Annotated in this window: 22 protein-coding genes and 1 pseudogene; 8 read left to right on the forward strand and 15 right to left on the reverse strand. The window is 69.9% G+C overall.

What is annotated here, in order from left to right; translation table 11 throughout:
* Positions 1-91: 91 nt before the first annotated feature.
* Positions 92-1,609, forward strand: a complete 1,518-nt coding sequence (locus J7E87_RS29730) for a DUF6056 family protein (RefSeq protein ID WP_215097759.1) — start codon at positions 92-94, stop codon at positions 1,607-1,609.
* Here J7E87_RS29730 and J7E87_RS29735 read toward each other — a convergent pair.
* The 3 genes from J7E87_RS29735 to J7E87_RS29745 form a co-directional block, all read right to left on the reverse strand.
* Positions 1,584-2,039: a GtrA family protein gene (locus J7E87_RS29735; protein ID WP_215097698.1), complete on the reverse strand. Its 456-nt coding sequence runs from the start codon at positions 2,037-2,039 to the stop codon at positions 1,584-1,586. The genes J7E87_RS29730 and J7E87_RS29735 overlap by 26 nt on opposite strands.
* Positions 2,036-3,019 carry a glycosyltransferase family 2 protein gene (locus J7E87_RS29740; RefSeq protein WP_215097699.1) on the reverse strand — a complete coding sequence of 328 codons (984 nt, stop codon included), beginning with the start codon at positions 3,017-3,019 and terminating at the stop codon, positions 2,036-2,038. The genes J7E87_RS29735 and J7E87_RS29740 overlap by 4 nt, the downstream gene beginning before the upstream one ends.
* A gap of 198 nt (positions 3,020-3,217) precedes the next feature.
* Positions 3,218-4,000, reverse strand: a complete 783-nt coding sequence (locus J7E87_RS29745) for a TIGR02569 family protein (protein WP_215097700.1) — start codon at positions 3,998-4,000, stop codon at positions 3,218-3,220.
* Between the two features lie 193 nt (positions 4,001-4,193).
* Between J7E87_RS29745 and J7E87_RS29750 the strand changes: the two genes are divergently transcribed.
* Together J7E87_RS29750 and J7E87_RS29755 are read left to right on the forward strand one after the other, a co-directional pair.
* A complete protein-coding gene (locus J7E87_RS29750; RefSeq protein ID WP_308313122.1) occupies positions 4,194-6,032 on the forward strand; it encodes a gamma-glutamyltransferase in 1,839 nt (612 codons plus the stop codon).
* A gap of 41 nt (positions 6,033-6,073) precedes the next feature.
* Positions 6,074-6,895 (forward strand): inositol monophosphatase family protein, encoded by an 822-nt coding sequence (locus tag J7E87_RS29755; RefSeq protein WP_215097702.1) that lies wholly within the window; start codon positions 6,074-6,076, stop codon positions 6,893-6,895.
* A gap of 145 nt (positions 6,896-7,040) precedes the next feature.
* Here J7E87_RS29755 and J7E87_RS35605 read toward each other — a convergent pair.
* Positions 7,041-7,376 (reverse strand): annotated as a pseudogene (locus tag J7E87_RS35605) (nucleotidyltransferase family protein); the annotation flags it as partial.
* 86 nt (positions 7,377-7,462) lie between these two features.
* On the opposite strand from J7E87_RS35605, the gene J7E87_RS29765 reads away from it, so the two are divergent.
* Both J7E87_RS29765 and J7E87_RS29770 read left to right on the forward strand, forming a co-directional pair.
* Positions 7,463-8,881 carry an NAD(P)/FAD-dependent oxidoreductase gene (locus tag J7E87_RS29765; protein WP_215097704.1) on the forward strand — a complete coding sequence of 473 codons (1,419 nt, stop codon included), beginning with the start codon at positions 7,463-7,465 and terminating at the stop codon, positions 8,879-8,881.
* Positions 8,882-8,906: 25 nt separating this feature from the next.
* A complete protein-coding gene (locus tag J7E87_RS29770) occupies positions 8,907-9,425 on the forward strand; it encodes an O-acetyl-ADP-ribose deacetylase (RefSeq protein ID WP_215097705.1) in 519 nt (172 codons plus the stop codon).
* 30 nt (positions 9,426-9,455) lie between these two features.
* On the opposite strand, the gene J7E87_RS29775 is transcribed toward J7E87_RS29770, so the two are convergent.
* Positions 9,456-11,300 carry a glycoside hydrolase family 15 protein gene (locus J7E87_RS29775; RefSeq protein ID WP_215097760.1) on the reverse strand — a complete coding sequence of 615 codons (1,845 nt, stop codon included), beginning with the start codon at positions 11,298-11,300 and terminating at the stop codon, positions 9,456-9,458.
* 258 nt (positions 11,301-11,558) lie between these two features.
* Between J7E87_RS29775 and J7E87_RS29780 the strand changes: the two genes are divergently transcribed.
* Both J7E87_RS29780 and J7E87_RS29785 read left to right on the forward strand, forming a co-directional pair.
* On the forward strand, positions 11,559-13,034 hold the full coding sequence (locus J7E87_RS29780; RefSeq protein WP_215097706.1) for a DNA-3-methyladenine glycosylase 2 family protein: 1,476 nt from the start codon (positions 11,559-11,561) through the stop codon (positions 13,032-13,034).
* A gap of 9 nt (positions 13,035-13,043) precedes the next feature.
* Positions 13,044-13,535 carry a methylated-DNA--[protein]-cysteine S-methyltransferase gene (locus tag J7E87_RS29785; RefSeq protein ID WP_308313123.1) on the forward strand — a complete coding sequence of 164 codons (492 nt, stop codon included), beginning with the start codon at positions 13,044-13,046 and terminating at the stop codon, positions 13,533-13,535.
* Positions 13,536-13,581: 46 nt separating this feature from the next.
* Here J7E87_RS29785 and J7E87_RS29790 read toward each other — a convergent pair whose 3' ends face one another.
* From J7E87_RS29790 to J7E87_RS29800, 3 genes are read right to left on the reverse strand one after another with little or no spacing between them, the layout of a single operon-like run.
* Entirely contained in the window at positions 13,582-14,319 is a 738-nt protein-coding gene (locus J7E87_RS29790; RefSeq protein WP_215097707.1) for a Sir2 family NAD-dependent protein deacetylase, read from the reverse strand.
* A gap of 48 nt (positions 14,320-14,367) precedes the next feature.
* Positions 14,368-14,859: an NUDIX hydrolase gene (locus J7E87_RS29795; RefSeq protein ID WP_215097708.1), complete on the reverse strand. Its 492-nt coding sequence runs from the start codon at positions 14,857-14,859 to the stop codon at positions 14,368-14,370.
* A gap of 27 nt (positions 14,860-14,886) precedes the next feature.
* The gene (locus tag J7E87_RS29800) at positions 14,887-15,987 is read right to left on the reverse strand and encodes an ADP-ribosylglycohydrolase family protein (protein ID WP_215097709.1); all 1,101 of its coding nucleotides are present in this window, start codon (positions 15,985-15,987) and stop codon (positions 14,887-14,889) included.
* 116 nt (positions 15,988-16,103) lie between these two features.
* Between J7E87_RS29800 and J7E87_RS29805 the strand changes: the two genes are divergently transcribed.
* Positions 16,104-17,258 carry a glycerate kinase gene (locus tag J7E87_RS29805; protein WP_215097710.1) on the forward strand — a complete coding sequence of 385 codons (1,155 nt, stop codon included), beginning with the start codon at positions 16,104-16,106 and terminating at the stop codon, positions 17,256-17,258.
* Between the two features lie 114 nt (positions 17,259-17,372).
* Here the strand turns inward: J7E87_RS29805 and pssA are convergent, their stop codons facing one another.
* The 7 genes from pssA to ccrA all read right to left on the reverse strand — a co-directional run bounded on the left by pssA (position 17,373) and on the right by ccrA (position 25,106).
* Complete coding sequence (gene pssA, locus J7E87_RS29810; RefSeq protein ID WP_215097711.1) at positions 17,373-18,230, reverse strand: CDP-diacylglycerol--serine O-phosphatidyltransferase; 858 nt, start codon at positions 18,228-18,230, stop codon at positions 17,373-17,375.
* On the reverse strand, positions 18,223-18,879 hold the full coding sequence (locus J7E87_RS29815) for a phosphatidylserine decarboxylase (RefSeq protein WP_215097712.1): 657 nt from the start codon (positions 18,877-18,879) through the stop codon (positions 18,223-18,225). Before J7E87_RS29815 ends, pssA begins: the two co-directional genes overlap by 8 nt.
* A gap of 169 nt (positions 18,880-19,048) precedes the next feature.
* On the reverse strand, positions 19,049-20,254 hold the full coding sequence (locus tag J7E87_RS29820; RefSeq protein WP_215097713.1) for an acyl-CoA dehydrogenase family protein: 1,206 nt from the start codon (positions 20,252-20,254) through the stop codon (positions 19,049-19,051).
* 2 nt (positions 20,255-20,256) lie between these two features.
* On the reverse strand, positions 20,257-20,784 hold the full coding sequence (locus J7E87_RS29825) for a MaoC family dehydratase (protein ID WP_215097714.1): 528 nt from the start codon (positions 20,782-20,784) through the stop codon (positions 20,257-20,259).
* A 5-nt stretch (positions 20,785-20,789) separates the two neighbouring features.
* Complete coding sequence (locus J7E87_RS29830) at positions 20,790-21,749, reverse strand: CoA ester lyase (RefSeq protein WP_215097715.1); 960 nt, start codon at positions 21,747-21,749, stop codon at positions 20,790-20,792.
* Positions 21,746-23,758, reverse strand: coding sequence for a protein meaA (locus tag J7E87_RS29835; RefSeq protein WP_215097716.1), 2,013 nt, complete (start codon positions 23,756-23,758; stop codon positions 21,746-21,748). Before J7E87_RS29835 ends, J7E87_RS29830 begins: the two co-directional genes overlap by 4 nt.
* Positions 23,759-23,768: 10 nt before the next feature.
* On the reverse strand, positions 23,769-25,106 hold the full coding sequence (gene ccrA / locus J7E87_RS29840) for a crotonyl-CoA carboxylase/reductase (RefSeq protein WP_215097717.1): 1,338 nt from the start codon (positions 25,104-25,106) through the stop codon (positions 23,769-23,771).
* Between the last annotated feature and the right edge of the window lie 364 nt (positions 25,107-25,470).

Genomic DNA, 25,470 nt, shown 5'->3' on the forward strand with positions numbered 1-25,470 from the left:
CGCCGGTCTTGCCGTGCGGACGGTGGGACGGCACCGCGAGAATTCACCTCGACGGTGTCGGACCGGGTGTTCCCGAGAGGCTGTGGTGAAAGTGGCCGTCGGCGCATCGGGCGTCACCATCCCGCGGGAACCGGGTGACGGCCCCCGCCGGCGGCGGGGGAAGGGCCGCAGAGGTCTCCTCCGCTCGTGGACGCCCGCCTGGACGGTGGGCCTCTCCCTGCTGCCTCTCGGACTGCTCGCAATGGCCTGGTGGCTGGGCCGCCATGTCCGCCCCAGTGCGGACGAGTGGTGCTTCCTGCCCATCGTGCGTGACCACGGCGTCTCGGGGCTGATCGCGAAGTTCTACGTCACCGACAACGGGAGGATCAGCAATGGCATGCTCATCGGGCTGTACACGAAGTTCCCGGTCGCCGGCCATCAGTGGTTCGCTCTGATCAGCGGTGTTCTCATGCTGGGCCTGCTGTGGGCTCTGACCGTGCAACTGCTGCGCATGGCCGGCCAGACGGCCCCACGCGGAGCGCCGCTGCTCGTGGCGTCCATGATTACGGCGGTCTTCCTCTTCGCCACCCCCAATACGTACAAGACGTTCTACTGGCCTGCCGCATCGGTCTCGCACACCGTGGCTCCGGTGCTGGCGTGCGCGGCGGCCATCCCGTTGCTGCGGGCGCGCAGGCGGCGGGGCCGCATCGCCGCTCTGGCCGTCGTACTGGTGGCGGGGGTCTTCATGGGGACGCTCTCCGAGGAGACATCGGTCGTGGCACTGGTAGTGCTTTCGGGGGTGGTACTGCTCGGCCGCCGGCTCTTCACCGAGCGGGTCCGGGCCTTCGCCCGTGGCTGGTCCCTGGTCGGCATCGCAGGGATCGGCATCGGAACGTTCGTGCTGTTGACCTCCCCGGGGTCGCGCAACCGGCGGGTGCGGTACGGCGCAGAGACCGAATCCATGCTCGCCCCCGAATCGCTGATCGCCTCGCTGCGCGGGTACGTGCACATCCTGGAGACGATCCTCACGACCTGGCAGTACGTGGGAGCGGTCGCGGCCGGAGTGCTGCTGGGCCTGCTGGCGCGAGGCCGGGGCGAGAGGGAAGGGAGCCGGGCGGTCATGCTGCCGTGCCGGCCGCTGCTGCTGACATCCTTCGGCGCACTGGCCTTCATCCTTTCCGGCTACCTCTGCACCGTCATCACCTACCCGGCCTTCGGCGCACGGGTGGTGACCGCGGAGCGGACGTGGAACGACTACCTCTTGCTGTATGTCCTGATGCTCGTGGGCGCCGGCGCCTTCCTGGGACGCGCGCTGCGTCTGCGTGGTCGGCGAATGGGCGTGGCGACGGCAGCAGCCGCGGCGGTGTGCGCCGCGGCGGTGATGGGCCTGCTCGCCCCGCTCCACCACCTGGGCCAGGACATGCAGGTACGGGCTCGCCAGTGGGACCGCCAGGACCAGTGGCTGCGCGAACGGGCGGCGCGCGGCGCGAAGATTCTCCCGTACAAGCCGCTCTCGGTCAGCGGAATGCTGGAGCCGTTCGGCTCGGACGGGCGCAGGATCTGGCCGGCCCGTTGCGTCGCCGACTACTACCACCTGGACCGGGTCACTCATTCGGAGCGGCTCCCCTGACCTGCTCCTGTGAACGCTGCGGGGGTTGCGGCTTGGAACGAGGTGTGGCAATCGCGCCGGAGGTGATGGCCCATCGGGCGAGCAGGAACGAGAGCGGTGCGACGAGGACACCGGCGGCGAGGGCGGCGAGGTTCTCGTCCAGCCCCAGCCTGCTCACGGCGAGATGGAGAAGGATTCCGCCGCCCACGACGTTGGCCGCGCCCGACAGCGGATACCGGGCGAAGGCACGCCAGGTCGGCCGCGTACGGACGGTGACGTAGGAGTTGAGCAGGAACGATCCGGTGATGCTCACCGCGTAGCCCACGACATGGGCTGCCAGATAAGGCATCCAGATGTTCAGCGAGGCGTACACGCCGTAGTAGACGGCCGTGTTGGCGAGGCCGATCGCGACGAAGACGGTGAACTGCCGGAAGGTGCCCCGAGAGTTCATGGCTCCTGCCGCACATGTCCGGCGGCTTCCAGCGAGTTGCCGGAGTTACGGACTGCGGTGGTGTCGTCCGTTTCGCGGACCACATAGTGCGGCCGGCGCTTCGACTCGTGGTAGATCCGGCCCACGTACTCCCCGATGACGCCGAGAGTGGCCAGCTGGATTCCACTGAGCGCGACGATGGCGGTGATCAGTGTCGCGTAACCGGGGGTCTCGACACCGTTCAGTACGACGTTCGCGACGATCCACAGGGCATAGACGAGCGCGGACAGAAAAAGCCAGAGACCGGTGTGGATGGCCAGCCGCAGCGGACGGCTGTTGAAGGAGAGCAGCCCGTCTATGCCGTAGTTGAGCAGACGCCGGCCGCCCCACTTGGACTGCCCGGCAGCTCGCTGGACGTTCTGGTACGTGAAGCTGACCGTGTCGAAGCCGATCCAGGAGAAGAGTCCCTTGGAGAATCGGTTGCTCTCCGGGAGCGACAGCACGCAGTCGACAGCACGACGCGACAAGAGCCGGAAATCGCCCGCCCCGTCAGCGATCTGGACGTCCATGAAGTGGCGTACGAGGCGGTAGTAGGCCCTGCTGAGGGCGGTCCGCAGGGCACCTTCGCCCGTACGGTCGCGCTGGGCTACGACCTGGTCGTAGCCGTGGTGGTGCAGCTCCAGCATGCGGGCGAGGAGCTCGGGGGGATGCTGCAGATCGGCGTCCATGAGGACAACCACGGCACCGCGGGACATGCGCATTCCGGCGAGGATGGCGGATTCCTTGCCGAAGTTCCGGCTGAAGGAGGCGTAGCGCACCCGCGGAGCCGATCCCGCGAGGCTTCTCAGACGATCCATGGTCCGGTCGCTGCTGCCGTCGTCGACGTAGCAGATCTCGAAGGTGACCCCGGTCGGTTCGAGAGCGGTGATCAGAGCGCCATGAAAGGCGTCGATCACTTCGCTCTCGTTGAAACACGGCACGACGACCGAAATGTCGACCATTGCCATCTCGCTCCATGCGCTGGTGTGCGGGTGGCGGCTGCACGGTCGTGGAACGTGTGCGGCCATCTCCAGTGGAGCGCGGTGGCGGGCTGAGGACAGTCCCAGGGACGCCATACGGGTGACCAGAGCTGCGCAGTGGACCATGTCCGCGATCCGCTGCGAGGTGCCAGTACGCGGCGACGAACCGCTGCGGCCGGTTCAGCCGGCGTCGAGGACGAGGTCCACGACCGGGCCGTAGTCGTCTTCCGTCGCGCCACCCAGCGTCGCGTGGGTCGCGATACGGAAGATCAGGGCGCAGATGAGGAGTTGACGCCAGTCGGGCAGATGCGACCACCGGTCGAGCAGCGCGGGATCGGCCTTGTACCAGCACAGCGCGTCGATGGCGACGACCGCGGAGGCGTATGCCGCTGGACGCCAGTAGGGCGGCCAGTCGATGATCGCGGGCGGCCGGCCCGGCTCGAAGATGACATTGCCCAGGAGATCACCGTGGACGATCTGGGCAGGGGCGTCAACGGTGCCGCGCTCGGCGAGGAGGGGCCCCAGCAGGGGGAAGTCCGGAGCCTGTTCGGTCTCCTGCCAGGCCAGCCGGTCCGCGCGGGACCAGGGGGTGTCGCGCATGCCCAGGAAGCGCGGCCTGGGCAGGTGTGCCAGTGCCGCGTGGAAGGCTTCGCCCGCGCGGATGACCTCGTCGGCGCGGTGCGGATCGGTGGATCCGCCGACCAGCCGCCAGGCCTCCCAGCCGTGCGCCGCCCAGGATCCGTCCGTCGCCGGGACCGGGCGGGCGACCCGGAAGCCGGGGGCCTCGGGCAGATGGTGCAGGACGCCCGCGCGCCACGCGGTCTCCTGCTCCATCGCGGTGGGCTTGAGCACCAGCGCGCCGGAGCGCCAGGCCGAGCCCTGGCCGCCGGGGAGGGGAACCGGCGCTGTGGCGGCCCCGAACGCGGCGAGCACGGAAGAGGAGGGAGCGGGGGACAGGCTCATGGCCGGGGAGCGTAGGCGGTTAGCCTGCACGGACGCCGAACATTCTCTCCGTCCCCGATGAATTCGCGGTGCCGCGCGGGCCGTTCTTGAGTACCGGCGAAGTCGATGACCACCAGGGAAGTCGACGAACACTGAAGACGAACACTGAAGACGAACACTGAGATCGATGAGCGCCAGTGAAGGAGCCGCAACCGTGTTGACCACCCGGCCCACTCTCCAGGGCACCTTCGGCATGGTGTCCTCCACCCACTGGCTCGCCTCGCAGTCCGCGATGGCCGTCCTCGAGGACGGCGGCAACGCCTACGACGCCGCCGTGGCAGCCGGGTTCGTCCTGCATGTCGTCGAGCCGCATCTGTGCGGTCCCGCGGGCGAGGTGCCGATCATCCTCGCGCCGGCGGGCGGCGATGTGCGGGTGCTCTGCGGGCAGGGGACCGCGCCGGCCGGGGCGAGCATCGGGCACTACCGCTCGCTGGGACTCGACCTCGTTCCCGGGACCGGGCCGCTCGCCGCCGCCGTGCCGGGCGCGTTCGACGCGTGGATGGTGCTGCTGCGCGACTACGGCACCAAGTCCCTTGCTGAGGCGCTGCGTTACGCGATCGGTTACGCCGAGGACGGGCACGCGCCCGTCGAGCGCGTCGGTGAGACCGTGGAGAGTGTTCGCGAGCTCTTCGAGACCGAGTGGACCTCGTCCGCCGAGGTCTATCTGCCGGGCGGCAAGGCCCCCGCGCCGGGTGAGCTGCTGCGTAACCCCGCGCTCGCCGCGACCTGGCGGCGGCTGATCGCCGAGTCGTCCGGCGGCGGGCGGGTCGCCGAGATCGAGGCCGCGCGGAAGGTGTGGAGCGAGGGATTCATCGCCGATGCGCTGGTACGCCAGGCCGCCCGCCCCACCCTGGACACCAGCGGTGAACGGCACACGGGCAGGCTGACCGCGGCCGACCTCGCCGGATGGTCCGCCACCTACGAAGCCCCCCTCACGTACGACTGGAACGGCTGGACGCTGTGCAAGGCGGGCGGCTGGAGCCAGGGGCCCGTCCTGCTGCAGCAGCTCGCGCTGCTCCCCGACGAGCTGCCGGAGTACGGATCGGCGGAGTATGTCCATCTGCTCGTCGAGGGCTGCAAGTTGGCGATGGCCGACCGGGAGGCCTGGTACGGGGACGCGGACGAGGTCCCGCTGGTCGAGCTGCTCTCGGAGCCGTACAACGCAGGCCGTCGCGCGCTCATCGGCGAGCGGGCCTCCTACGAGCTGCGGCCGGGCAGCCCGGGCGGCCGGACCCCGACGCTGAGCACCCACGCCACGGCGGTGGCATCGGGCGAGCCCTGCTTCGACGCGACGGGGAAACCGGCGCCGGGCGCGGGGGAGCCGACGGTCGCCAGGAGCGGCGCGTCGCCGCGGCCCGGCGAGCCTGACGTCGCGGCGGACGGCTCGACCCGCGGCGACACCTGCCACCTCGACATCGTCGACCGCTGGGGCAACATGGTCGCGGCCACACCCAGCGGCGGCTGGCTCCAGTCCAACCCGGTCGTGCCCGAGCTCGGCTTCCCCCTCGGCACCCGCCTCCAGATGGCCTGGCCGCAGCCCGGGCTGCCGAACTCCCTCACCCCCGGCCGCAGGCCCCGCACCACGCTCACGCCCTCCCTCGCGCTGCGCGACGGCGTGCCCGTGATGGCGTTCGGCACGCCGGGCGGCGACCAGCAGGACCAGTGGCAACTCCACTTCTTCCTGGCCGTCGCACTGCGCCCCGAGGTGCGCGGCGGGCTCGACCTCCAGGGCGCGATCGACGCACCCAACTGGCACAACGACAGCTTCCCCGGCTCCTTCCACCCGCGCGGTATGCGGCCGGGCAGCGTCACCGTCGAGTCGCGCATGGACCCGGCCGTCATCGCTGGGCTGCGGCTGCGTGGCCACGACGTCACCGTCGGTGACGCCTGGTCGGAGGGCAGGCTGTGCGCGGTCGCCAGGGACCCGCGCACGGGCGTGCTGTCCGCCGCGGCGAACCCGAGGGGAATGCAGGGTTACGCGGTGGGGCGCTGAGCCGAGAGAGGGATGTCAGCGGGGCATGCTTTGCTTGACGCATGATCGATGACTTCTTGAACGGTGATCTGTCCGACGTCGAGGAGGCGGTCCGCAAGGCGGCCGCCACCGAGATCATGCCGCGTTACCGCCAGCTCGCCGCACACGAGATCGTCGAGAAGAGCGGGCCGCACGATCTGGTGACCGTCGCCGACCGCGATGCCGAGGAGCACCTCACCGCCTCCCTTACGGCTCTGCTCCCCGGCTCCGTCGTGGTCGGCGAGGAGGCCGTGCATGCGGACCCGTCCGTGTACGAGGCCCTGCACGGCGACGCGCCCGTCTGGATCGTCGACCCGGTCGACGGCACCCGGCAGTTCGTCCGCGGCGAGCCGGGCTTCTGCACGCTCGTCGCCCTCGCCCACCGCGGCGAGGTGCTCGCCTCCTGGACGTACGGACCGGTGCTCGACGAGATGGCGACAGCGATACGGGGCGGAGGCGCCCTCCTGGGCGGCATGCCGCTGCGGGCGGGATCACCGGCGACCGGGGCGGCGCTCAGGGTGGCCATGTCACACCCGGACTACACCACCCCGGACCAGAAGCAGGCGCTGCTCGGCCTGAACGTGGAGGGGGTGCACGCGCGGGCCTGCGGCTCGGCGGGCCTGGAGTATCTGGCCGTGGCGCGGGGCGAGCTGGACGCGGTCGCCTTCTCCTGGGAGAACGCGTGGGATCACGCGGCGGGCCTGCTCCTGGTGACGGAGGCGGGCGGGGCGCACACGACGGTGGCGGGCGAGCCGTTCCGTATCGCGGGCGGGAACGCGCTTCCGTTCACGGCGGCGAGGGACGCGCAGACGGCGGAACGGGTCCGCAGCCTGCTGGCGGGCTGACCGCCCGATACGGGTCTCCCCGGCGTACGAGGTACGAGGCGCGGGTTCCGGTTGCTTGGTCCGGCGCCGGTCGCCCCGGGCGCGGGGCTACGAGGCGTGGGTGGCCCCTGGGCGCGGGGGTACCAGGCGCGGGTTCCGGGTCGCCGTACCGGCCGGTCCGGCAGTCCGCCCAGACCCGCTGCACCCGGTCCAGGTCGCGCAGGATCCAGTCCACCCGCATTTCGTCCACGGACAGCCACGCGCCGCCGTTGACCCACGGGCCCCAGCCTCCGGGCCCGGCGACCTCCACCGGTCGACCGGTCACCTCCGCGGCGAGGGACGCCAGAGCTCCGGTATCCACCGAACCGCGGTAGTAGACGCCCAGGTCCCAGTCGGAGTCCGGGCGGTGCGATCCGCGGGCACGGCTGCCGCCCAGCGCCACCGCACGCACCCCTCGTACCGCCGTGAGCTGCTGCGCCATCGCTTCGATCCTGGAATTCATCGCGCCGGACACTACCCCCGCCCCAGCCGTCGGCGCCCCGGAATATCCTGGGGACCTTGGCCATCGGCTGACAAAGGAGTCCGAAGGTGCCGTCGATGCTCGATGCCGTCGTCGTGGGGGCGGGACCCAACGGACTGACCGCCGCTGTCGAACTGGCCCGCCGTGGCTTCTCCGTGGCGGTGTACGAGGCCATGGACACGATCGGCGGCGGAGCCAGGACCGAGGAGCTCACCCTCCCCGGCTTCCGCCACGACCCGTGCTCCGCGGTCCACCCGCTCGGCATCGGCTCGCCGGCCTTCGCCGCCATGCCGCTCGCGCGGCACGGCCTGGAGTGGCTGCACCCCGAACTACCGCTCGCCCACCCCTTCCCGGACGGTACCGCCGCGGTGCTGAGCCGCTCGGTCGGTCAGAGCGCGATGTCGCTGGGAGCCGGTGACGCCGGGGCGTACCGCCGGCTCGTCGCCCCGTACACCGGCCACTGGGACACCCTCGCCGCCGACTTCCTGCGCACTCCCTGGGACGGCCTGCCCCGCGACCCGTACCGCCTGGCGCGCTTCGGGCTGACCGCGCTGCAGCCCGCGACCTGGGTCTCGCGCCGTTTCGAGGGCGAGCGGGCCCGTGGCCTGTTCGCCGGGCTCGCCGCCCACGCCATCGCCCCCACCAGCGGTTTCGCCACCGCCGGCATCGCCCTGTGCTTCGCGTTGGCCGCGCACGAGAAGGGCTGGCCGGTGCCGCGCGGCGGATCCCAGGCGATCTCCGACGCGCTTGCCTCGTATCTGCGCGAACAGGGCGGTGAGATCCATACGGGCACGGAGGTGAAGCGGCTCGACGAGCTGCCCCCGGCCCGGGCGTACATCTTCGACACTTCGCCGACCGCGCTCGCCAAGATCGCCGATCTCGGCCAGGCGTATCAGCACTATCGGTACGGCGCCTCCGCGTTCAAGATCGACTATGCCCTGTCGGGTCCGATGCCGTGGACCGCGAAGGAGGCCCGCGTGGCCGGGACGGTGCACCTGGGCCCCACCGCCGGTGAGATCGAGACGGCCCTCAGCGCGGCCGTCGCGGGTGTCGCCCCCCGGGTGCCGTTCCTGATCACCTCCCAGCCGACGGTGATCGACCCGTCCAGGGCCCCGGCGGGCAAGCACGTCCTATGGGCATACGGGCATGTGCCGAACGGCTGGGAGGGCGACGCCACCGAGGCCGTCGAGCGCCAGCTGGAACGCTTCGCGCCCGGTTTCCGCGACCTCGTGCTGGCCCGCGCAGTCGCGGGGCCGCCCCAACTCGCGCACCGCAACGCGAATTATGTCGGCGGGGACATCGCCTGCGGGGCGTTCTCGGGGCTCCAGACGCTGATCCGCCCCAAGCTCGCCCGCGTCCCGTATGCCACCGCGCACCCCTCGGTCTTCATCTGCTCGTCCGCCACTCCGCCGGGCCCCGGCGTGCACGGCATGTCGGGCCATCACGCGGCGAAGGCGGTGTGGAGGCGACTTCGGGCAGCCGGGTGACCCCCACCGGGGAGATGATGTCGGTATGACACAGGAGCCGCCCGTCATCGTCCTCGTACGGGGAGACATCACCCGGCAGCATGTCGACGCCATCGTCAATGCCGCCAACTCCTCACTCCTCGGCGGCGGGGGAGTCGACGGCGCCATTCACCGCCGCGGCGGTCCCGAGATCCTGGCCGAGTGCCGCGCCCTGCGCGCCTCGCACTACGGCAAGGGCCTGCCCACCGGCCAGGCCGTCGCCACCACCGCGGGCCGCCTCGACGCCCGCCATGTGATCCACACCGTGGGCCCGGTATGGCAGGCGACCGGCAGCGACCCTTCGCTTCTTGCCTCCTGCTATCGCGAGTCCCTCCGGGTCGCCGACGAACTGGGTGCGCGGACGATCGCGTTCCCGGCCATCTCCACCGGTGTATACGCCTGGCCGATGGAGGATGCCGCCCGCATCGCGGTCGAGACGGTGCGGGGCACAGAGACCGCGGTGGAAGAGGTCCGGTTCGTTCTCTTCGACGATCAGGCGTACGCGGCGTTCGCCGCGCACACCTGATCACGGTGGTGCGGGACCGCGGCCCGGCCTTCAGCCGAGCGCCCGGTCGAGGTTGAAGGCCGCGCTGATCAGCCCCAGATGCGTGAACGCCTGCGGGAAATTGCCCCCCTGCTCGCCCGTGCGGCCGATCTCTTCGGCGTACAGGCCGAGGTGGTTGGCGTAGGTGAGCATCTTCTCGAAGGCCAGCTGGGCGTCTTCCAGGCGCCCGGCGCGGCTGAGCGCCTCGACGTACCAGAAGGAGCAGATCGAGAACGTGCCCTCCTCGCCCCGCAGCCCGTCCGGGCTGGCCTGCGGGTCGTAGCGGTAGACCAGCGAGTCGGAGACCAGTTCCTCGCCCAGCGCGTCCAGTGTGGAGAGCCATTTCGGGTCGGTCGGGGAGATGAACTTGGCCAGCGGCATCATCAGTACGGAGGCGTCGAGGACGTTGCCGTCAAGATGCTGGACGAACGCGTTCCGCTCGGCCGACCAGCCACGCCGCATGATCTGCCGGTAGATCGTGTCGCGTGCCCCGGCCCAGCGCACCATGTCGGCCGGCAACCCCCGGCGCTGCGCCATCCGCATCGCCCTTTCGATCGCCACCCAGCACATCAGCCGCGAGTAGAGGAAGTCCTTGCGCCCGCCCCGGGTCTCCCAGATGCCCTCGTCGGGCTTGTCCCAGTTCTCGCAGACCCAGTCGACCAGATCGCAGACGGTGTCCCAGTGCGCGCTGGAGATCGGCTCTCTCCACTTGTCGTAGAGGTAGACCGAGTCGATGAGTGCGCCATAGATGTCCAGTTGCAGCTGGCCGACGGCGTCGTTGCCGACGCGCACGGGGCCGGAGCCCCAATGGCCCTCGAGATGGGGCAGCTCGCGCTCGGGCAGGTCGCAGCTGCCGTCGATGCCGTACATGATCTGCAGTGGGCCGATGCTGGGGTCCGAGCGGTGGAGGTGCTCGGTCATGAAGTTCATGAAGGCCTGGGCTTCGTCGGTGAAGCCCAGCCGGAGCATCGCGTAGACGCAGAAAGCCGCGTCGCGCATCCAGACGTACCGGTAGTCCCAGTTCCGTTCGCCGCCGATCTGCTCGGGCAGGCTCGTCGTCGGCGCGGCCACGATGGCGCCGGTCGGCGCGTAGGTGAGCAGTTTGAGCGTCAGCGCGGAGCGGTGGACCATCTCGCGCCAGCGGCCGCGGTAACGCGACCTGGACAGCCATCGCCGCCAGTACCGCACGGTGGCCTCGAACAGTTCCTCCGCCTCGGCGACGGCACAGCCCCGCGGGGTCACCTCGCCCCCGACCTGGTCGAGCGCGAAGACCGCGCTCTCACCTTCGTGCAGCTTGAACAGGGACCATGCGTCCCGGCCGTCGTGCTCGACCGCCACGCTGGACGTCAGTGCAAGGGTGAGCGAGGCCGACTCGAAAACCGGGCAGCCGTGCTCGGTACGGACGGTGTGCGGCTCGGTTCCGTAGCCGAAGCGGGGTGACACGTAGGCATGGAAGGGCAGTGATCCGCGGACGCAGACCACCCTGCGGATCAGCCGGTGCCGGCTGGCCTCGCGCGAGTCGTCGACGATCGGCATGAAGTCCTGGATCTCGCCCACCCCGTCCTCCGCGAAGAAGCGAGTGATGAGCACGTTGGTGTCGGGGAAGTAGAACTGCTTTGTGCGGGTCGGCACGTCAGGGGCGAGCTCGAAGGAGCCACCCTTCTCGGCGTCGAGGATCGAGGCGAAGACGCTGGGCGCGTCGAAACGGCCGCAGCAGTACCAGTCGATCGTGCCGTTCGTCCCCACCAGCGCGGCACTGCGCAGATCCCCGATCAGCCCGTGCTCGGAGACCGGCAGATACCGGGGACTGCCGGCGCTCCCGGGGCCGCGCGCCGCACCGGGGGCTTCTTCGGTCATGCGGGCCTCAGCAGTCACGGGTCCTCCCTCTGCTGCGGCGTTGTATATACCTGTACGTCCGCATTTCAACGTCCGCATTTCATACTAAGACGCACAGGGCGGCGTCACCCGGGATGGGTGGCGCCGCCCCCGCAGCGGCAGTGCCGTTCCGAGCGGCCGCGCAGGCGGACCCGCAGGCCTTCGAGGCGGCCCTGGCCGGGCAAGGATGATGTCGTATTCTCGCCAGCCCCGACCTCCCTCGTGCAAGATGCTTGAGCCATGCACACCGACACCGAGCGCTGCGTACGTGCCGTCCAGTCGAAGGACGCCCGCTTCGACGGCTGGTTCTTCACGGCCGTGCTGACCACTCGGATCTACTGCCGCCCCAGCTGCCCGGTGGTGCCGCCGAAGGTCGAGAACATGACCTTCTACCCGAGCGCCGCCGCCTGCCAGCAGGCCGGCTTCCGGGCCTGCAAGCGCTGCCGCCCCGACACCAGCCCCGGCTCGCCGGAGTGGAACGCCCGCGCCGACGCCGTCGCCCGCGCCATGCGTCTCATCCGTGACGGCATCGTCGACCGCGAGGGCGTGCCGGGCCTCGCCTCGCGCCTCGGCTACTCCACCCGCCAGGTCGAGCGCCAGTTGCTCGCCGAACTGGGCGCCGGACCGCTCGCCCTGGCCCGCGCACAGCGCGCCCAGACCGCGCGCCTGCTCATCGAAACCACCGGCATCCCCATGGCCGAAGTCGCCTTCGCGGCCGGTTTCGCCTCCATCCGCACCTTCAACGACACCGTCCGCGAAGTCTTCGCGCTCGCCCCGGGCGAACTGCGCACCCGCGCCGCCCGCAGCAGGTCCACACCCCCGCGGACCCCCGGCGTGATCGCGCTGAGGCTGCCGTACCGCGCACCGCTCAACCCGAGCAACCTCTTCGGACACCTCGCCGCGACGGGTGTCCCCGGCGTCGAGGAGTGGCGGGACGGCGCCTACCGCCGCACCCTGTCCCTCCCGTACGGACACGGCATCGTCGCACTCACCCCGCACCCCGACCACATCGCCTGCCGGCTCTTCCTCACCGACCCGCGCGACCTCACCATCGCGATCAGCCGCTGCCGATGGATGCTCGACCTGGACGCCGATCCGGTCGCCGTCGACGACCAGCTGCGTACGGATCCGCTGCTCGCGCCGCTGGTCGACAAGGCACCCGGCCGGCGGGTGCCGCGCACCGTCGACGCGGCGGAGTTCGCGGTACGGGCGGTACTCGGCCAGCAGGTCTCCACCGCCGCGGCCCGTACCCATGCCGCCCGGCTGGTCACCGCGCACGGCCAGGCGATCGACGACCCCGAGGGCGGCCTCACCCACCTCTTCCCGTCGTCAGCCGCTCTGGCGGCGCTGGACCCGCAGACGCTGGCCCTGCCCCGCAGCCGCCGCACCACTTTGACGACCCTCGTCGGCGCGCTGGCCGACGGCTCGCTGCGGCTCGGCCTCGACAGCGACTGGGGCGAGGCCCGCGCCCAGCTGATCGCGCTGCCCGGCTTCGGCCCCTGGACGGTCGAGGTGATCGCGATGCGGGCACTCGGCGACCCCGACGCGTTCCTGCCGGGTGACCTCGGGATGCGGCGCGCGGCGGCCGATCTCGGTCTGCCCTCCACGCCCGTCGCACTCACCGAGCGGGCCGCCGCCTGGCGGCCCTGGCGCGCGTACGCCGTCCAGTACCTCTGGGCCACCGACGACCACCCCATCAACCACCTCCCCGCTTAAGGAAGTCCGGTGAAACAACACACCGTCACGGACAGCCCGTACGGCCCGCTCACCCTCGTCGCCACCGACGGCGTGCTCAGCGGCCTCTACATGACCGCGCAGCGCCACCGCCCCGACGAGGAGACGTTCGGCGAGCCGGACCCCGCTCCCTTCGGCGAGACGATCCGCCAGCTCGACGCGTACTTCGCCCGGGATCTCAAGGAGTTCGACGTGCCGATGCGGCTCGAAGGGACGCCCTTCCAGCGGGACGTGTGGAACCAGCTGCGGCAGATCCCGTACGGCGAGACACGCACATACGGACAACTGGCCGACGCGCTCGGCAATATCGGGGCCTCCCGCGCGGTGGGTCTGGCCAACGGCAAGAACCCGATCGGGATCATCGTCCCGTGCCACCGGGTCATCGGCTCGACGGGCAGCCTCATCGGCTACGGCGGCGGGCTCGACCGCAAACAGCGGCTGCTGGCCTTCGAGAGCGGCGCGTCGGACGACTCGCTGTTCTGAGAACGGGGGCTCCTTCCCGGACGCCGGTCCTCGCTGACCCCGGCCCTCAGTCGCCCGAGGGGCTCGAGTTCAGCCGCCTCAGCAGCGAGGGCAGCGCCATGCCGATCGGCTCGCGGACGACCTCGTCCGCCAGTTCGTCGTAGGGGGTCGGCTCGGCATTGACGATCGCGAGCCGCGCGCCGTGCTCCGCGGCGATCCCCGCGAGCGAGGCCGCGGGCTGCACCTGCAGGCTGCTGCCGACCGCGATGAAGACCTCGCTGGCCTTGGCGATCGCCATCGCCTCGGCCAGCACCGCCGGATCGAGCCGCTCCCCGAACATCACCGTCGCCGACTTCAGGATCCCGCCGCACGCGCGACACGGCGGGTCCTCCTCGCCGGCCTCGACCCGCTCCAGCGCCTGGGCCATCGGTGAGCGGGCGTGGCATCGGGTGCAGGTCACCGTCCGTGCCGTGCCGTGCAGTTCGAGCACCTTGCGCTCGGGCATGCCCGCCAACTGATGCAGCCCGTCGACGTTCTGGGTGATCACCCGGACCTCGACCCCGGACTGCCGGTCCAGCTCGGCGACGGCGAGATGCGCGGCATTCGGCCGGGCGCGCCACGCCGTGCTGTCGCGCCGCATCCGCCAGGAGCGGCGGCGTATCTCCGGGTCGCCCATGTAGTAGTCGTACGTGACGAGCTTCTCGGCCTCCGGATCGCGCCGCCACAGGCCCTTCGGCCCGCGGTAGTCGGGGATGCCGGAGTCCGTGGAGATGCCGGCGCCGCTGAGGATCGCGACGAGAGTCATGCCGCGAGCGTACGCAGCGGGCCCCCGCGGCGGCGAGCCGATTTGGTGTCAGGCGGGCGGTCGGCCGTTCTCCAGCTCCACCGTCCCGGTGCCCGCCTCCAGCGCGTCGAGAGCGGCCAGCACCCGGTGGCCGAGCGATCCCAGCAGGTGCTCGCGGATGTCGTCACGGGACACCAGCCGCCAGGAGACCAGCTCCTCCTCCTGCAGCCGGATCGTCTTGATCCGGGCCTCGGTCAGCACTCCGCCGTCGTACACATACGCGGCGATCGGGGGCCGCGCCGCCCCCGGCACCCAGTCGACCGCCAGCAGCGCGCCGAGCTCCACATCGAGCCCGATCTCTTCGAGCGTCTCCCGCCGCGCCGCCTGCCGCGGGGTCTCGCCCAGGTCCGACTCGACGGTCCCGCCGGGCAGCGCCCAGCCCTCGCGGTAGTTGGGCTCGACCAGCAGCACGCGCCCCTGGCCGTCACGGAAGAGAACGGCGGCTCCGGCGAGGATGCGGGGAAGGGACGCGATGTACGTGGCGTAGTCAGAGGTGGTCACTCGGGAAAGCGTAATGGGGGTCAGGGATCAGCCCGTGGGGCCCGGCGGGAGTCTGCCGGCGGAGTCCGCCGCCAACCGGACCGTACGCTCGGCCAGTTCACTGATCCTTACGCCGTCGAACCCGAACACCGCGCTGCGCACCCGGTCCTCCAGGGGCTCTGTCCACTGTGCGGGGATCGCGGCGGCGCCGCACAGCACACCGGCCACCGAGCCCGCGGTCGCTCCGTTGGAGTCGGTGTCCAGTCCGCCGCGGACCGTGAGAGCGATGGTGGAGGTGAAATCGCCGGCGCCGTACAGCAGGCCGGCGGTGATGACGGCCGCGTTCGGAACGGTGTGGATCCAGCCCAGGCGGCCCGTCTGCTCGGCCATCTCGGTGAGCGTGTCGGACCAGGGGGTTCCAGAGGCGTGCAGAGCGATGGTGTGGCGTACCGCGCGGGCTAGGCGGCAGCTCGCCGGGATGCGTTCCAGCGCCGTGTCGATCGCCTCGCGCGGGCCGTTCGCGGTGAAGGCGGCGGAGATCATGGCGGCTGCCCACATCGCGCCGTACACACCGTTGCCGGTGTGCGAGAGGACCGCGTCGCGGCGGGCGAGCCCGGCGGCGCGGTGCGGGTCGCCGGGGCAGGTCAAGCCGAAGATGTCGGCGCGGATGAGTGCGCCGATCCACTCCTGGTAGGGATTGTCGTGGGTGGCGGTGAGCGGGGGTTTGAGCCCGTTCGCGAGGTTGCGGTAGGCAGCCCGCTCCGCGGTGAAGGTCTGCAGGAACGGGAGGTGCAGCAGCCACGCGTCCCCAACCTGCTCCGTGGTGAAGCCGAAGCCGTGGGTCTGCAGGAGATGAAGGCCGAGGATCGTGTAGTCCACGTCGTCGTCGCGGCAGCTGCCGTGGATCCGGCCCCGTACGCACTGGCGCCATTCGGGACGCAGCTCGAACTCGCCCTCGTCCGCGTCCGGCGGGGGCTCGGGAAGGTAGTCGGTGAGCGGGAGGGCGCCGGTGCGGCGCAGATAGCGGTCGATGCGCTCGCGGGTCCAGTAGTCGCCGCGCTCGACGGGCTTGCCGAGCATGTTGCCGCAGACTCTGCCCAGCCAGCCGCCGTGGATCCGGTCGGCGAGCTCCGAGTGAGGTAGGCCCATAGGTCCGGTTTACCGAAATGCCGCCGGCTCCGCGCGGTGATGGGTGGCAGGCCGTCCGGCCCGGCGGATAGGGTCGGGGCGGCGCGACTGCCTGTTCGAAAGCAAGGGATAGCAAGGTGACGGACGGAGCAGTTATTCAGCCCGCGCACGTGCTCGTCGCGGCTGACAAGTTCAAGGGCTCGCTCACGGCCGTACAGGTCGCGGAGCGGGTGACGGCGGGGCTGAAGCGGGTGGTGCCCGGTCTGGCGGTCGAGTCCCTGCCCGTCGCGGACGGCGGCGACGGCACGGTCGCGGCGGCGGTGGCGGCGGGGTTCGAACGCCGCGAGGTCCGGGTGAGAGGGCCGCTCGGGGAGCCCCTGACCGCGGCTTACGCCCTGCGGGACGGCACCGCCGTGGTGGAGATGGCGGAGGCGTCGGGCCTCCAGCACCTCCCGGCGGGTGTGTTCGCGCCGCTCACTTCAACGACGTACGGCTCGGGCGAGTTGCTGCGGGCCGCGCTCGACGGAGGGGCGCGGACGATCGTCTTCGGCGTCGGCGGCAGCGCGACGACGGACGGTGGCGCGGGCATGCTCGCGGCGCTCGGCGCGCGCTTTTTGGACGCGGCCGGCGATCCGGTCGGCCCGGGCGGCGGCCCTCTGCGTGACCTGGCGTCCGCGGACCTGTCCGGCCTCGACCCGCGCTTCAAGGACGTGGAGCTGGTCCTCGCGAGCGACGTGGACAACCCGCTGACGGGGCCGAAGGGGGCGCCGTCGGTGTACGGCCCCCAGAAGGGCGCGAGCCCCGAGGACGTCGCCACGCTGGACGCGGCGCTCGCCCATTACGCCTCGGTTCTAGAGGTCTCCGTCGGCCCGAAGGCCGCTGAGTACGCGCTCTCGCCCGGCGCGGGCGCGGCGGGCGGGATCGGCTACGGCGCGCTGGTCGCCCTCGGCGCGAGCTTCCGGGCCGGTATCGAGGTCATGCTCGACGTGCTCGGCTTCGCCCCGGCGCTGGAGCGGGCGACGCTGGTGATCACGGGCGAGGGCTCCCTCGACGAACAGACCCTCCACGGCAAGGCCCCGGCCGGCGTGGCGGCGGCGGCCCGGGCGCGGAACATCGAGGTGGTGGCGGTCTGCGGCCGCCTTGCCCTGCGGCCCGAGGCGTTGGGCCGCGCGGGCATCCGGCGGGCGTACGCCCTGACGGAACTGGAGCCGGACGCGGCGCGGAGCATGTCGCAGGCGGGACCGCTGCTGGAGCGGGTGGCGGAGAACATCGCGAGGGATTTCCTGAGGTAGAAGGGCCCTGGGCGGGGGTCCTTCCCCAGCCCCCGGGCAGCCCGGAAGACGCGGGACATGACGAGGGCCCGGGTGCGGATCGCACCCGGGCCCTCACCTTGCGTATGCACTGCTCTAGGGGAGCTGAGCAGTCCTTGCCTCGCGGCTCTCGCGGCGGTTGTCGCGGAACGTGTTCACACGGCGCGCCGTCGCGAAGAGCGGGATCGTGGCCGCCATCACGATCTGCAGTGCGCAGCCGGTCTGGAGAAGCACCTGTCCGCCCGGGGCGTCGAACGCCCAGGCCGCCAGCATCCCCATCGCGGCGACGATCCAGCCGAGCATCGCCACCGCGAGGACACCTCGCGGCTTGGGGTACTCGACCCGGCTCACCATCAGCCATGCCGCGCCGATGATGGCCAGCAGCGTCGGGATGAACGGCAGCTCGAGCAGGACGATCGAGACGACCGTGAGCGCACCGAAGGGGCTCGGCATGCCCTGGAACATGCCGTCCTTCATGGTCACGCACGAGAATCTGGCAAGCCGCAGCACCACCGCCAGCAGCACCACGATCGCGGCCACCGCCGAGACCTTCTGCTGGGCGTCGTCCGCGACCATTCCGTACACGAGCACGAAGTACGCCGGGGCCAGCCCGAAGCTGATCAGGTCGGAGAGGTTGTCCAGCTCCGCACCCATCGGCGAGCTGCGCAGCTTGCGCGCCACGAGCCCGTCACAGAGATCGAAGATCGCAGCCAGCAGCATCAGGATCACGGCGGTGGCGGCGCTGTTGCGCGCCATGCCGCTCTCGTTGCTGCCGGTGAGGTGCGGGATGAGGATGCCGGTGGTGGTGAAGTACACCGCCATGAAGCCACACGTGGCGTTACCGAGCGTGAGGGTGTCCGCTATCGACAGCCGCAGCGAGAGCGGCATGTCCTCCGCGTCGTCCTCGTCCGCCGCCTCGGCGGCCCAGCCCGCCTGTGTGTCAGGATCAATCACGGTCAATTCGAGTCACCCCCGCGGTCGTGGTCTGTCCGACCTCGACAGCGACGTCCACACCTTCCGGAAGGTAGATGTCAACGCGCGATCCGAAGCGAATCAGCCCAATGCGCTCGCCCTGCTCGACCTTGGTCCCCTGCGGGATGTACGGGACGATGCGGCGGGCGACAGCGCCCGCGATCTGCACCATCTCGATGTCGCCGAGCTCGGTGTCGAAGTGCCAGACAACGCGCTCGTTGTTCTCGCTCTCCTTGTTGAACGCCGGCACAAAACCGCCGGGGATGTGCTCGACGGACGTCACGGTGCCCGCGAGGGGAGCGCGGTTCACGTGGACGTTCAGCGGGCTCATGAAGATCGCGACGCGGGTACGTCCGTCCTTCCACGGCATGATGCTCTGCACCACACCGTCGGCGGGGGAGATGACCCGGCCCTGGGCGATCTCTCGCTCGGGGTCGCGGAAGAACCACAGCATGCCCGCCGCGAGCGCGGTGGCGGGCACGGCGATGGCCGCGGCACGCCTCGAACGGCGCGAGCGGGCCAGGCTGAGTGCAGCGGTGGCGATGGTCGGCAGAAGCCACGGCGATGCTCCGCGAGCAAGGCGTCCCTTGAGGAAACCGTCGCGTGGTGCAGAGGTTTGGCTGTGGGGCATGGATGACCTTCGTAGCGGATGATGCCGCGCTGGCAACGGGGGACGGCGGCTTTCCCGCGATGTTATCGGGTGTGAGCCACAACTGGGAAAGCCGTCAGCCGAGTCGGCGGCCGGAAGATGATCACAGGTTGTGATCACCTTAGCGGCCGTATCGACTCAAGTGCGGCAATCAACCCTGGAAGCGGTACTCCTCGAGCAGCCGACGACCAATGATCATTTTCTGGATTTCGGCGGTACCCTCACCGATCAGCAGCATCGGAGCCTCACGGTAGAGGCGCTCGATTTCGTACTCCTTGGAGAAGCCGTAACCGCCGTGGATACGGAAGGCGTCCTCGACGACTTCCTTGCAGTACTCGGAGGCGAGGTACTTCGCCATCCCTGCCTCCAGGTCATTTCGCTCCCCGGAGTCCTTTTTGCGTGCCGCGTTCACCATCATCGCATGGGCGGCCTCGACCTTGGTAGCCATCTCGGCCAGCTTGAACTGAATCGCCTGGTGCTGGGCGATCGCCTTGCCGAAGGTGTGACGCTGCTGGGCGTACGAAACGCCCAGCTCGAAGGCGCGCTGCGCCACGCCGCAGCCACGGGCCGCGACATTGACGCGGCCGACCTCGACGCCGTCCATCATTTGGTAAAACCCTCGGCCGGTGGTGCCGCCGAGTACCCGATTGGCCGGAATGCGCAGTCCGTCCATGATGAGCTCGGTCGTGTCGACGCCCTTGTAGCCCATCTTGTCGATCTTCCCGGGGATGGTGAGGCCCGGCCGGACCTCTCCGAAGCCGGGCTCCTTCTCGACGAGGAAGGTCGTCATCGACTTGTGGGGGGCGGTGCCCTCCGGGTGTCCTTCGTCACTCCGGCACAGAACGGCGACCAGATTGGACGTTCCGCCGTTCGTGAGCCACATCTTCTGGCCGGTCAGGACGTAGTCGTCGCCGTCCTTGACGCCCTTGGACGTGATGGCCGACACGTCGGAGCCCAGAGCCGGCTCGGACATCGAGAACGCGCCGCGCACCTCGCCCAGCGCCATCCGGGGGAGGAAGGTGTCCTTCTGCTCCTGTGTGCCGTGCTGCTTGAGCATGTACGCCACGATGAAGTGCGTGTTGATGATGCCCGAGACGGACATCCAGCCGCGGGCGATCTCCTCGACGCACAGCGCGTACGTGAGCAGCGACTCGCCCAGACCGCCGTACTCCTCCGGAATCATCAGCCCGAACAGGCCGAGTTCCTTGAGGCCTTCGACGATCTGCGTCGGGTACTCGTCGCGGTGCTCCAGCTCGGTCGCGACCGGGAGGATCTCCTTGTCGACGAAGTCCCGCACGGTGGCCAGGATTTCCTGCTGGACGTCGGTCAGACCGTGAGTCTGGGCGAGTCGGCTCATGGTTACTTCTCCTGCGTCTTCTTCGGAGTGTCCAGCAGCTCCGGTCGGCCGGGCTGCTCGCCGCCGCGCTCCTTGATGTACGTCTCGGTCGGGACCATCACCTTGCGCCTGAAGACGCAGACGAGGGTGCCGTCCTGCTTGTAGCCCTTGGTCTCGACGTAGACGATTCCACGGTCGGTCTTCGAGCGGGACGGGGTCTTGTCGAGGACCGTCGTCTCACCGTAGATCGTGTCACCGTGGAAAGTCGGCGCGACGTGCTTGAGCGACTCGACCTCCAGGTTGGCGATGGCCTTGCCCGAGACGTCCGGGACCGACATGCCGAGGAGCAGCGAGTAGATGTAGTTGCCCACGACGACGTTCTTGCCGAAGTCCGTCGTCTTCTCCGCATAGTTGGTGTCCATGTGGAGGGGGTGGTGGTTCATGGTGAGCAGACAGAAGAGGTGGTCGTCGTACTCCGTGACCGTCTTCCCGGGCCAGTGCTTGTAGACGTCCCCGACGGTGAACTCTTCGTAGGTGCGGCCGAACTGCATGATGCTTACGCCTCCGGAGCTTCGAACTTGGACGTGCGCTGCATGCCGGCCGCCCGCCCCTTGCCCGAGATGACGAGGGCCATCTTGCGGCTGGCCTCGTCGATCATCTCGTCGCCGAGCATCGCCGAGCCCTTCTTGCCGCCCGCCTCGGAGGTGAAGTACTCATACGCGTCGAGGATCAGCTCGGCGTGGTCGTAGTCCTCCTGCGAGGGCGAGAAGACCTCGTTCGCGGCGTCCACCTGCCCGGGGTGCAGCACCCACTTGCCGTCGAAGCCGAGAGCCGCCGCACGGCCGGCGACCTCGCGGTAGCCGTCGACGTTCTTGATCTGCAGGTAGGGCCCGTCGATCGCCTGGAGGTTGTGGGTCCGGGCGGCCATCAGGATCCGCATGAGGATGTAGTGGTACGCGTCCGCCGGGTAGCCGGGCGGCTGCTCGCCCACGACCAGGGACTTCATGTTGATCGACGCCATGAAGTCGGCCGGGCCGAAGATGATCGTCTCGACACGCGGCGAGGCGGCCGCGATCTCGTCGACGTTCACCAGGCCCTTGGCGTTCTCGATCTGCGCCTCGATGCCGATCTTCCCGACCTCGAAGCCCATCGTCTTCTCGATCTGGGTGAGCAGGAGGTCGAGCGCGACGATCTGCTGGGCGTCCTGGACCTTCGGCAGCATGATGCAGTCGAGGTTGGGGCCGGCGCCCTCCACGACCGTCACCACGTCCCGGTACGTCCACTCGGTCGTCCAGTCGTTGACCCGTACGACCCTGGTCTTGCCCGTCCAGTCGCCCTCGTTGAGGAACTTCACGATGGTGTGCCGGGCTTCCGGCTTGGCGAGCGGCGCGCAGGCGTCCTCCAGGTCCAGGAAGACCTGGTCGGCAGGCAGGCCCTGGGCCTTCTCCAGGAAGCGCGGGTTCGAGCCGGGAACCGCTAGGCACGAGCGACGCGGGCGGAGACGGTTGACGGTCATGCGGGGACCTCCAGAGGGTCGAGCTTGTTCGCTTTCCGGATCTCGTCGACGATACGGCCGATGATCTCGGTAATGCCGAAGTCCTTCGGGGTGAAGACGGCGGCCACACCCGCCGCCTTCAGATCGGCGGCGTCGGCGTTCGGGATGATCCCGCCGACGATCACCGGAATGTCCGCCGCGCCGGCCTCGCGCAGCCGGTCCAGTACATCCGGCACCAGCTCGCCGTGCGAACCGGACAGGATGGACAGGCCCACACAGTGCACGTCCTCCGCGAGGGCGGCGTTGACAATCTGCTCGGGCGTCAGCCGGATGCCCTGGTAGACCACCTCGAAGCCGGCGTCACGGGCGCGTACGGCTATCTGCTCGGCGCCGTTGGAGTGCCCGTCGAGCCCGGGCTTGCCGACCAGCAGCCGCAGCCTTCCGCAGCCGAGCTCGGTGGCCGTACGGGACACCTTCTCCCGTACGACGGCGAGCGGGGTGCCCGCCTCGGCGGTCACCGCGACGGGTGCGCTGGAGACGCCCGTCGGCGCGCGGAACTCGCCGAAGACATCCCGCAGCGCCCACGACCACTCGCCGGTCGTGACACCCGCACGGGCGCACTCCACGGTCGCGGCCATGAGATTCTCGGACCCCGCGGCGGCCTTCTTCAGGGCGGCCAGGGCATCGGTCGCCCTGCCCTCGTCGCGGTTGTCGCGCCACTCGTGGAGCTTGGTGACGACGCGCGCCTCGTTCGCCGGGTCGACGGTCATGATCGCCGTGTCGAGGTCGGCGGTGAGCGGGTTCTGCTCGGTGGTCTCGAAGATGTTGACGCCGATGATCTTGTCGTCGCCGGCCTCGATCCTGGCCCGCCGCTCGGCGTGCGAGGAGACCAGCTGCGACTTGAGATAGCCGGACTCGACGGCCGCCATCGCGCCGCCCATCTCCTGTATCCGGCCGATCTCGGCGAGGCACTCGGTGACCAGGGACTTCACCTTGGCCTCGATGACGTGCGAGCCCTCGAAGATGTCCTCGTACTCCAGCAGATCGCTCTCGTGCGCCAGCACCTGCTGGATGCGCAGCGACCACTGCTGGTCCCAGGGGCGCGGGAGCCCCAACGCCTCGTTCCAGGCGGGGAGTTGCACGGCCCTGGCGCGTGCGTCCTTGGAGAGGGTGACGGCCAGCATCTCGAGGACGATGCGCTGGACGTTGTTCTCCGGCTGGGCCTCGGTCAGACCCAGGGAGTTGACCTGGACGCCGTAGCGGAAGCGGCGCTGCTTTTCGTCCTCGATGCCGTAACGCTCGCGGGTGACCTGGTCCCAGATGCGGCCGAAGGCGCGCATCTTGCACATCTCCTCGACGAAGCGGACGCCCGCGTTCACGAAGAAGGAGATACGGGCCACCACGTCGCCGAACTTCTCGGCGGGCACCTGACCGGAGTCCCGGACCGCGTCCAGTACGGCGATCGCCGTGGACATGGCGTACGAGATCTCCTGGACCGGAGTGGCTCCCGCCTCCTGCAGGTGGTAGCTGCAGATGTTGATCGGGTTCCACTTGGGGATGTTGGCCACCGTGTACGTGATCATGTCGGTGGTCAGGCGCAGCGAAGGACCGGGCGGGAAGACATGCGTCCCGCGCGACAGATACTCCTTGACGATGTCGTTCTGCGTCGTCCCCTGGAGCTTGGTGACGTCGACGCCCTGCTCCTCGGCGACCACCTGGTAGAGCGCCAGCAGCCACATGGCGGTGGCATTGATGGTCATCGAGGTGTTCATCTGGTCCAGGGGGATGTCCTGGAACAGCCGCCGCATGTCGCCGAGGTGCGAGACGGGGACCCCGACCCGGCCGACCTCGCCGCGGGCGAGGATGTGGTCGGGGTCGTAGCCCGTCTGCGTCGGCAGGTCGAATGCGACGGACAGGCCGGTCTGCCCCTTGGCGAGATTGCGCCGGTACAGCTCGTTGGACGCCTCGGCGGTCGAGTGACCGGCGTACGTCCGCATGAGCCAGGGCCGGTCCTTCTGGCGCTCAGTCATCTGTGAAACCTCAGACATTCCTGAAGCGGTTGATGGCGTCGATGTGCTTCTCGCGAAGCTCCTCGTCGCGCACGCCCAGGCCCTCGCCCGGGGCGAGGGCGAGCACGCCGACCTTGCCCTGGTGGAGGTTGCGGTGCACGTCGTACGCCGCCTGGCCGGTGTCGTCGAGCGAGTAGACCTTCGACAGGGTCGGGTGGATCTTGCCCTTGGCGACCAGCCGGTTCGCCTCCCACGCCTCGCGGTAGTTGGCGAAGTGCGAGCCCACGATCTTCTTCAGCGACATCCACAGGTAGCGGTTGTCGTACTCGTGGTTGTAGCCCGACGTCGATGCGCAGGTGACGATGGTGCCGCCCTTGCGGGTGACGTACACGCTGGCGCCGAAGGTCTCGCGGCCGGGGTGCTCGAAGACGATGTCCACGTCCTCGCCGCCGGTGAGTTCACGGATGCGCTTGCCGAAGCGCTTCCACTCGCGCGGGTCCTGGTTGTGCTCGTCCTTCCAGAACTTGTAGTCCTCGGCGTTGCGGTCGATGATCGCCTCGGCGCCCATCGCGCGGCAGATGTCCGCCTTTTGCGGGCTGGAGACCACACAGATCGGGTTGGCTCCGCCGGCCAGTGCGAACTGGGTGGCGTACGAACCCAGTCCGCCGCTCGCGCCCCAGATCAGGACGTTGTCGCCCTGCTTCATGCCCGCGCCGTTGCGCGAGACGAGCTGGCGGTAGGCGGTGGAGTTGACGAGGCCGGGCGCCGCCGCCTCCTCCCAGCTGAGGTGCTGGGGCTTGGGCATCAGCTGGTTGGACTTGACGAGCGCTATCTCGGCGAGGCCGCCGAAGTTGGTCTCGAAGCCCCAGATGCGCTGCTCGGGGTCGAGCATCGTGTCGTTGTGACCGTCGGACGACTCCAGCTCGACGGACAGGCAGTGCGCGACAACCTCGTCGCCCGGCCGCCAGGCGTTGACACCGGGGCCGGTGCGCAGCACGACGCCCGCGAGGTCGGAGCCGATGACGTGGTACGGCAGGTCGTGCCGCTTGGTGAGCGGCGAGAGCCTTCCGTACCGCTCCAGGAAGCCGAAGGTGGACACCGGCTCGAAGATCGAGGTCCAGACGGAGTTGTAGTTCACCGAGCTGGCCATGACGGCCACCAGGGCCTCGCCCGGGCCGAGCTCGGGCACGGCCACGTCCTCGACATGGAGGGACTTGCGCGGGTCCTTGTCGCGGCTGTCGACGCCGGCGAACATGTCGGCCTCGTCCTTGTGCACGGTCACCGCGCGGTACGAGTCGGGGATGGGCATTGCGGCGAAGTCGGCGGGCGTGCTGTCCGGCGACTGGATCGCGTCCAGGATTTCCTTCACGGGGTGCCTCCGGCGAAGCGCGTTGCGGGAACGCTGAGGGGAAACGTCGGGATGCTGCTGTGGAGGTGTGCCGTCGGTTCGGCTGGTGGTGCTGTGGCAGCGCTGGTGGGCGCGGGAGGGTGCCTGTGACGCAGGCGTCCGGGCGCGCAATCACGATGGTTTGCGGGGACAGCCGACGTACGAATGGTCTCTGCACGCCGGCCGCCCGGACACCTTCAACGTATGGCACGCTGTGCCAGCTCGCAAGACACTGGGTGCCAGGAATTTCTCTCAGTTGTCATCTGGCGGGCACGTATGAGCAACAACGGCCGCCCCGAGAGGGGCGGCCGTAACCTTGCGTAAATGTTTGTGTGCGGTCGGCTCG

The organism is Streptomyces sp. ISL-1, assembly GCF_018614585.1.
In the GTDB taxonomy this organism is placed as follows: domain Bacteria; phylum Actinomycetota; class Actinomycetes; order Streptomycetales; family Streptomycetaceae; genus Streptomyces; species Streptomyces maoxianensis.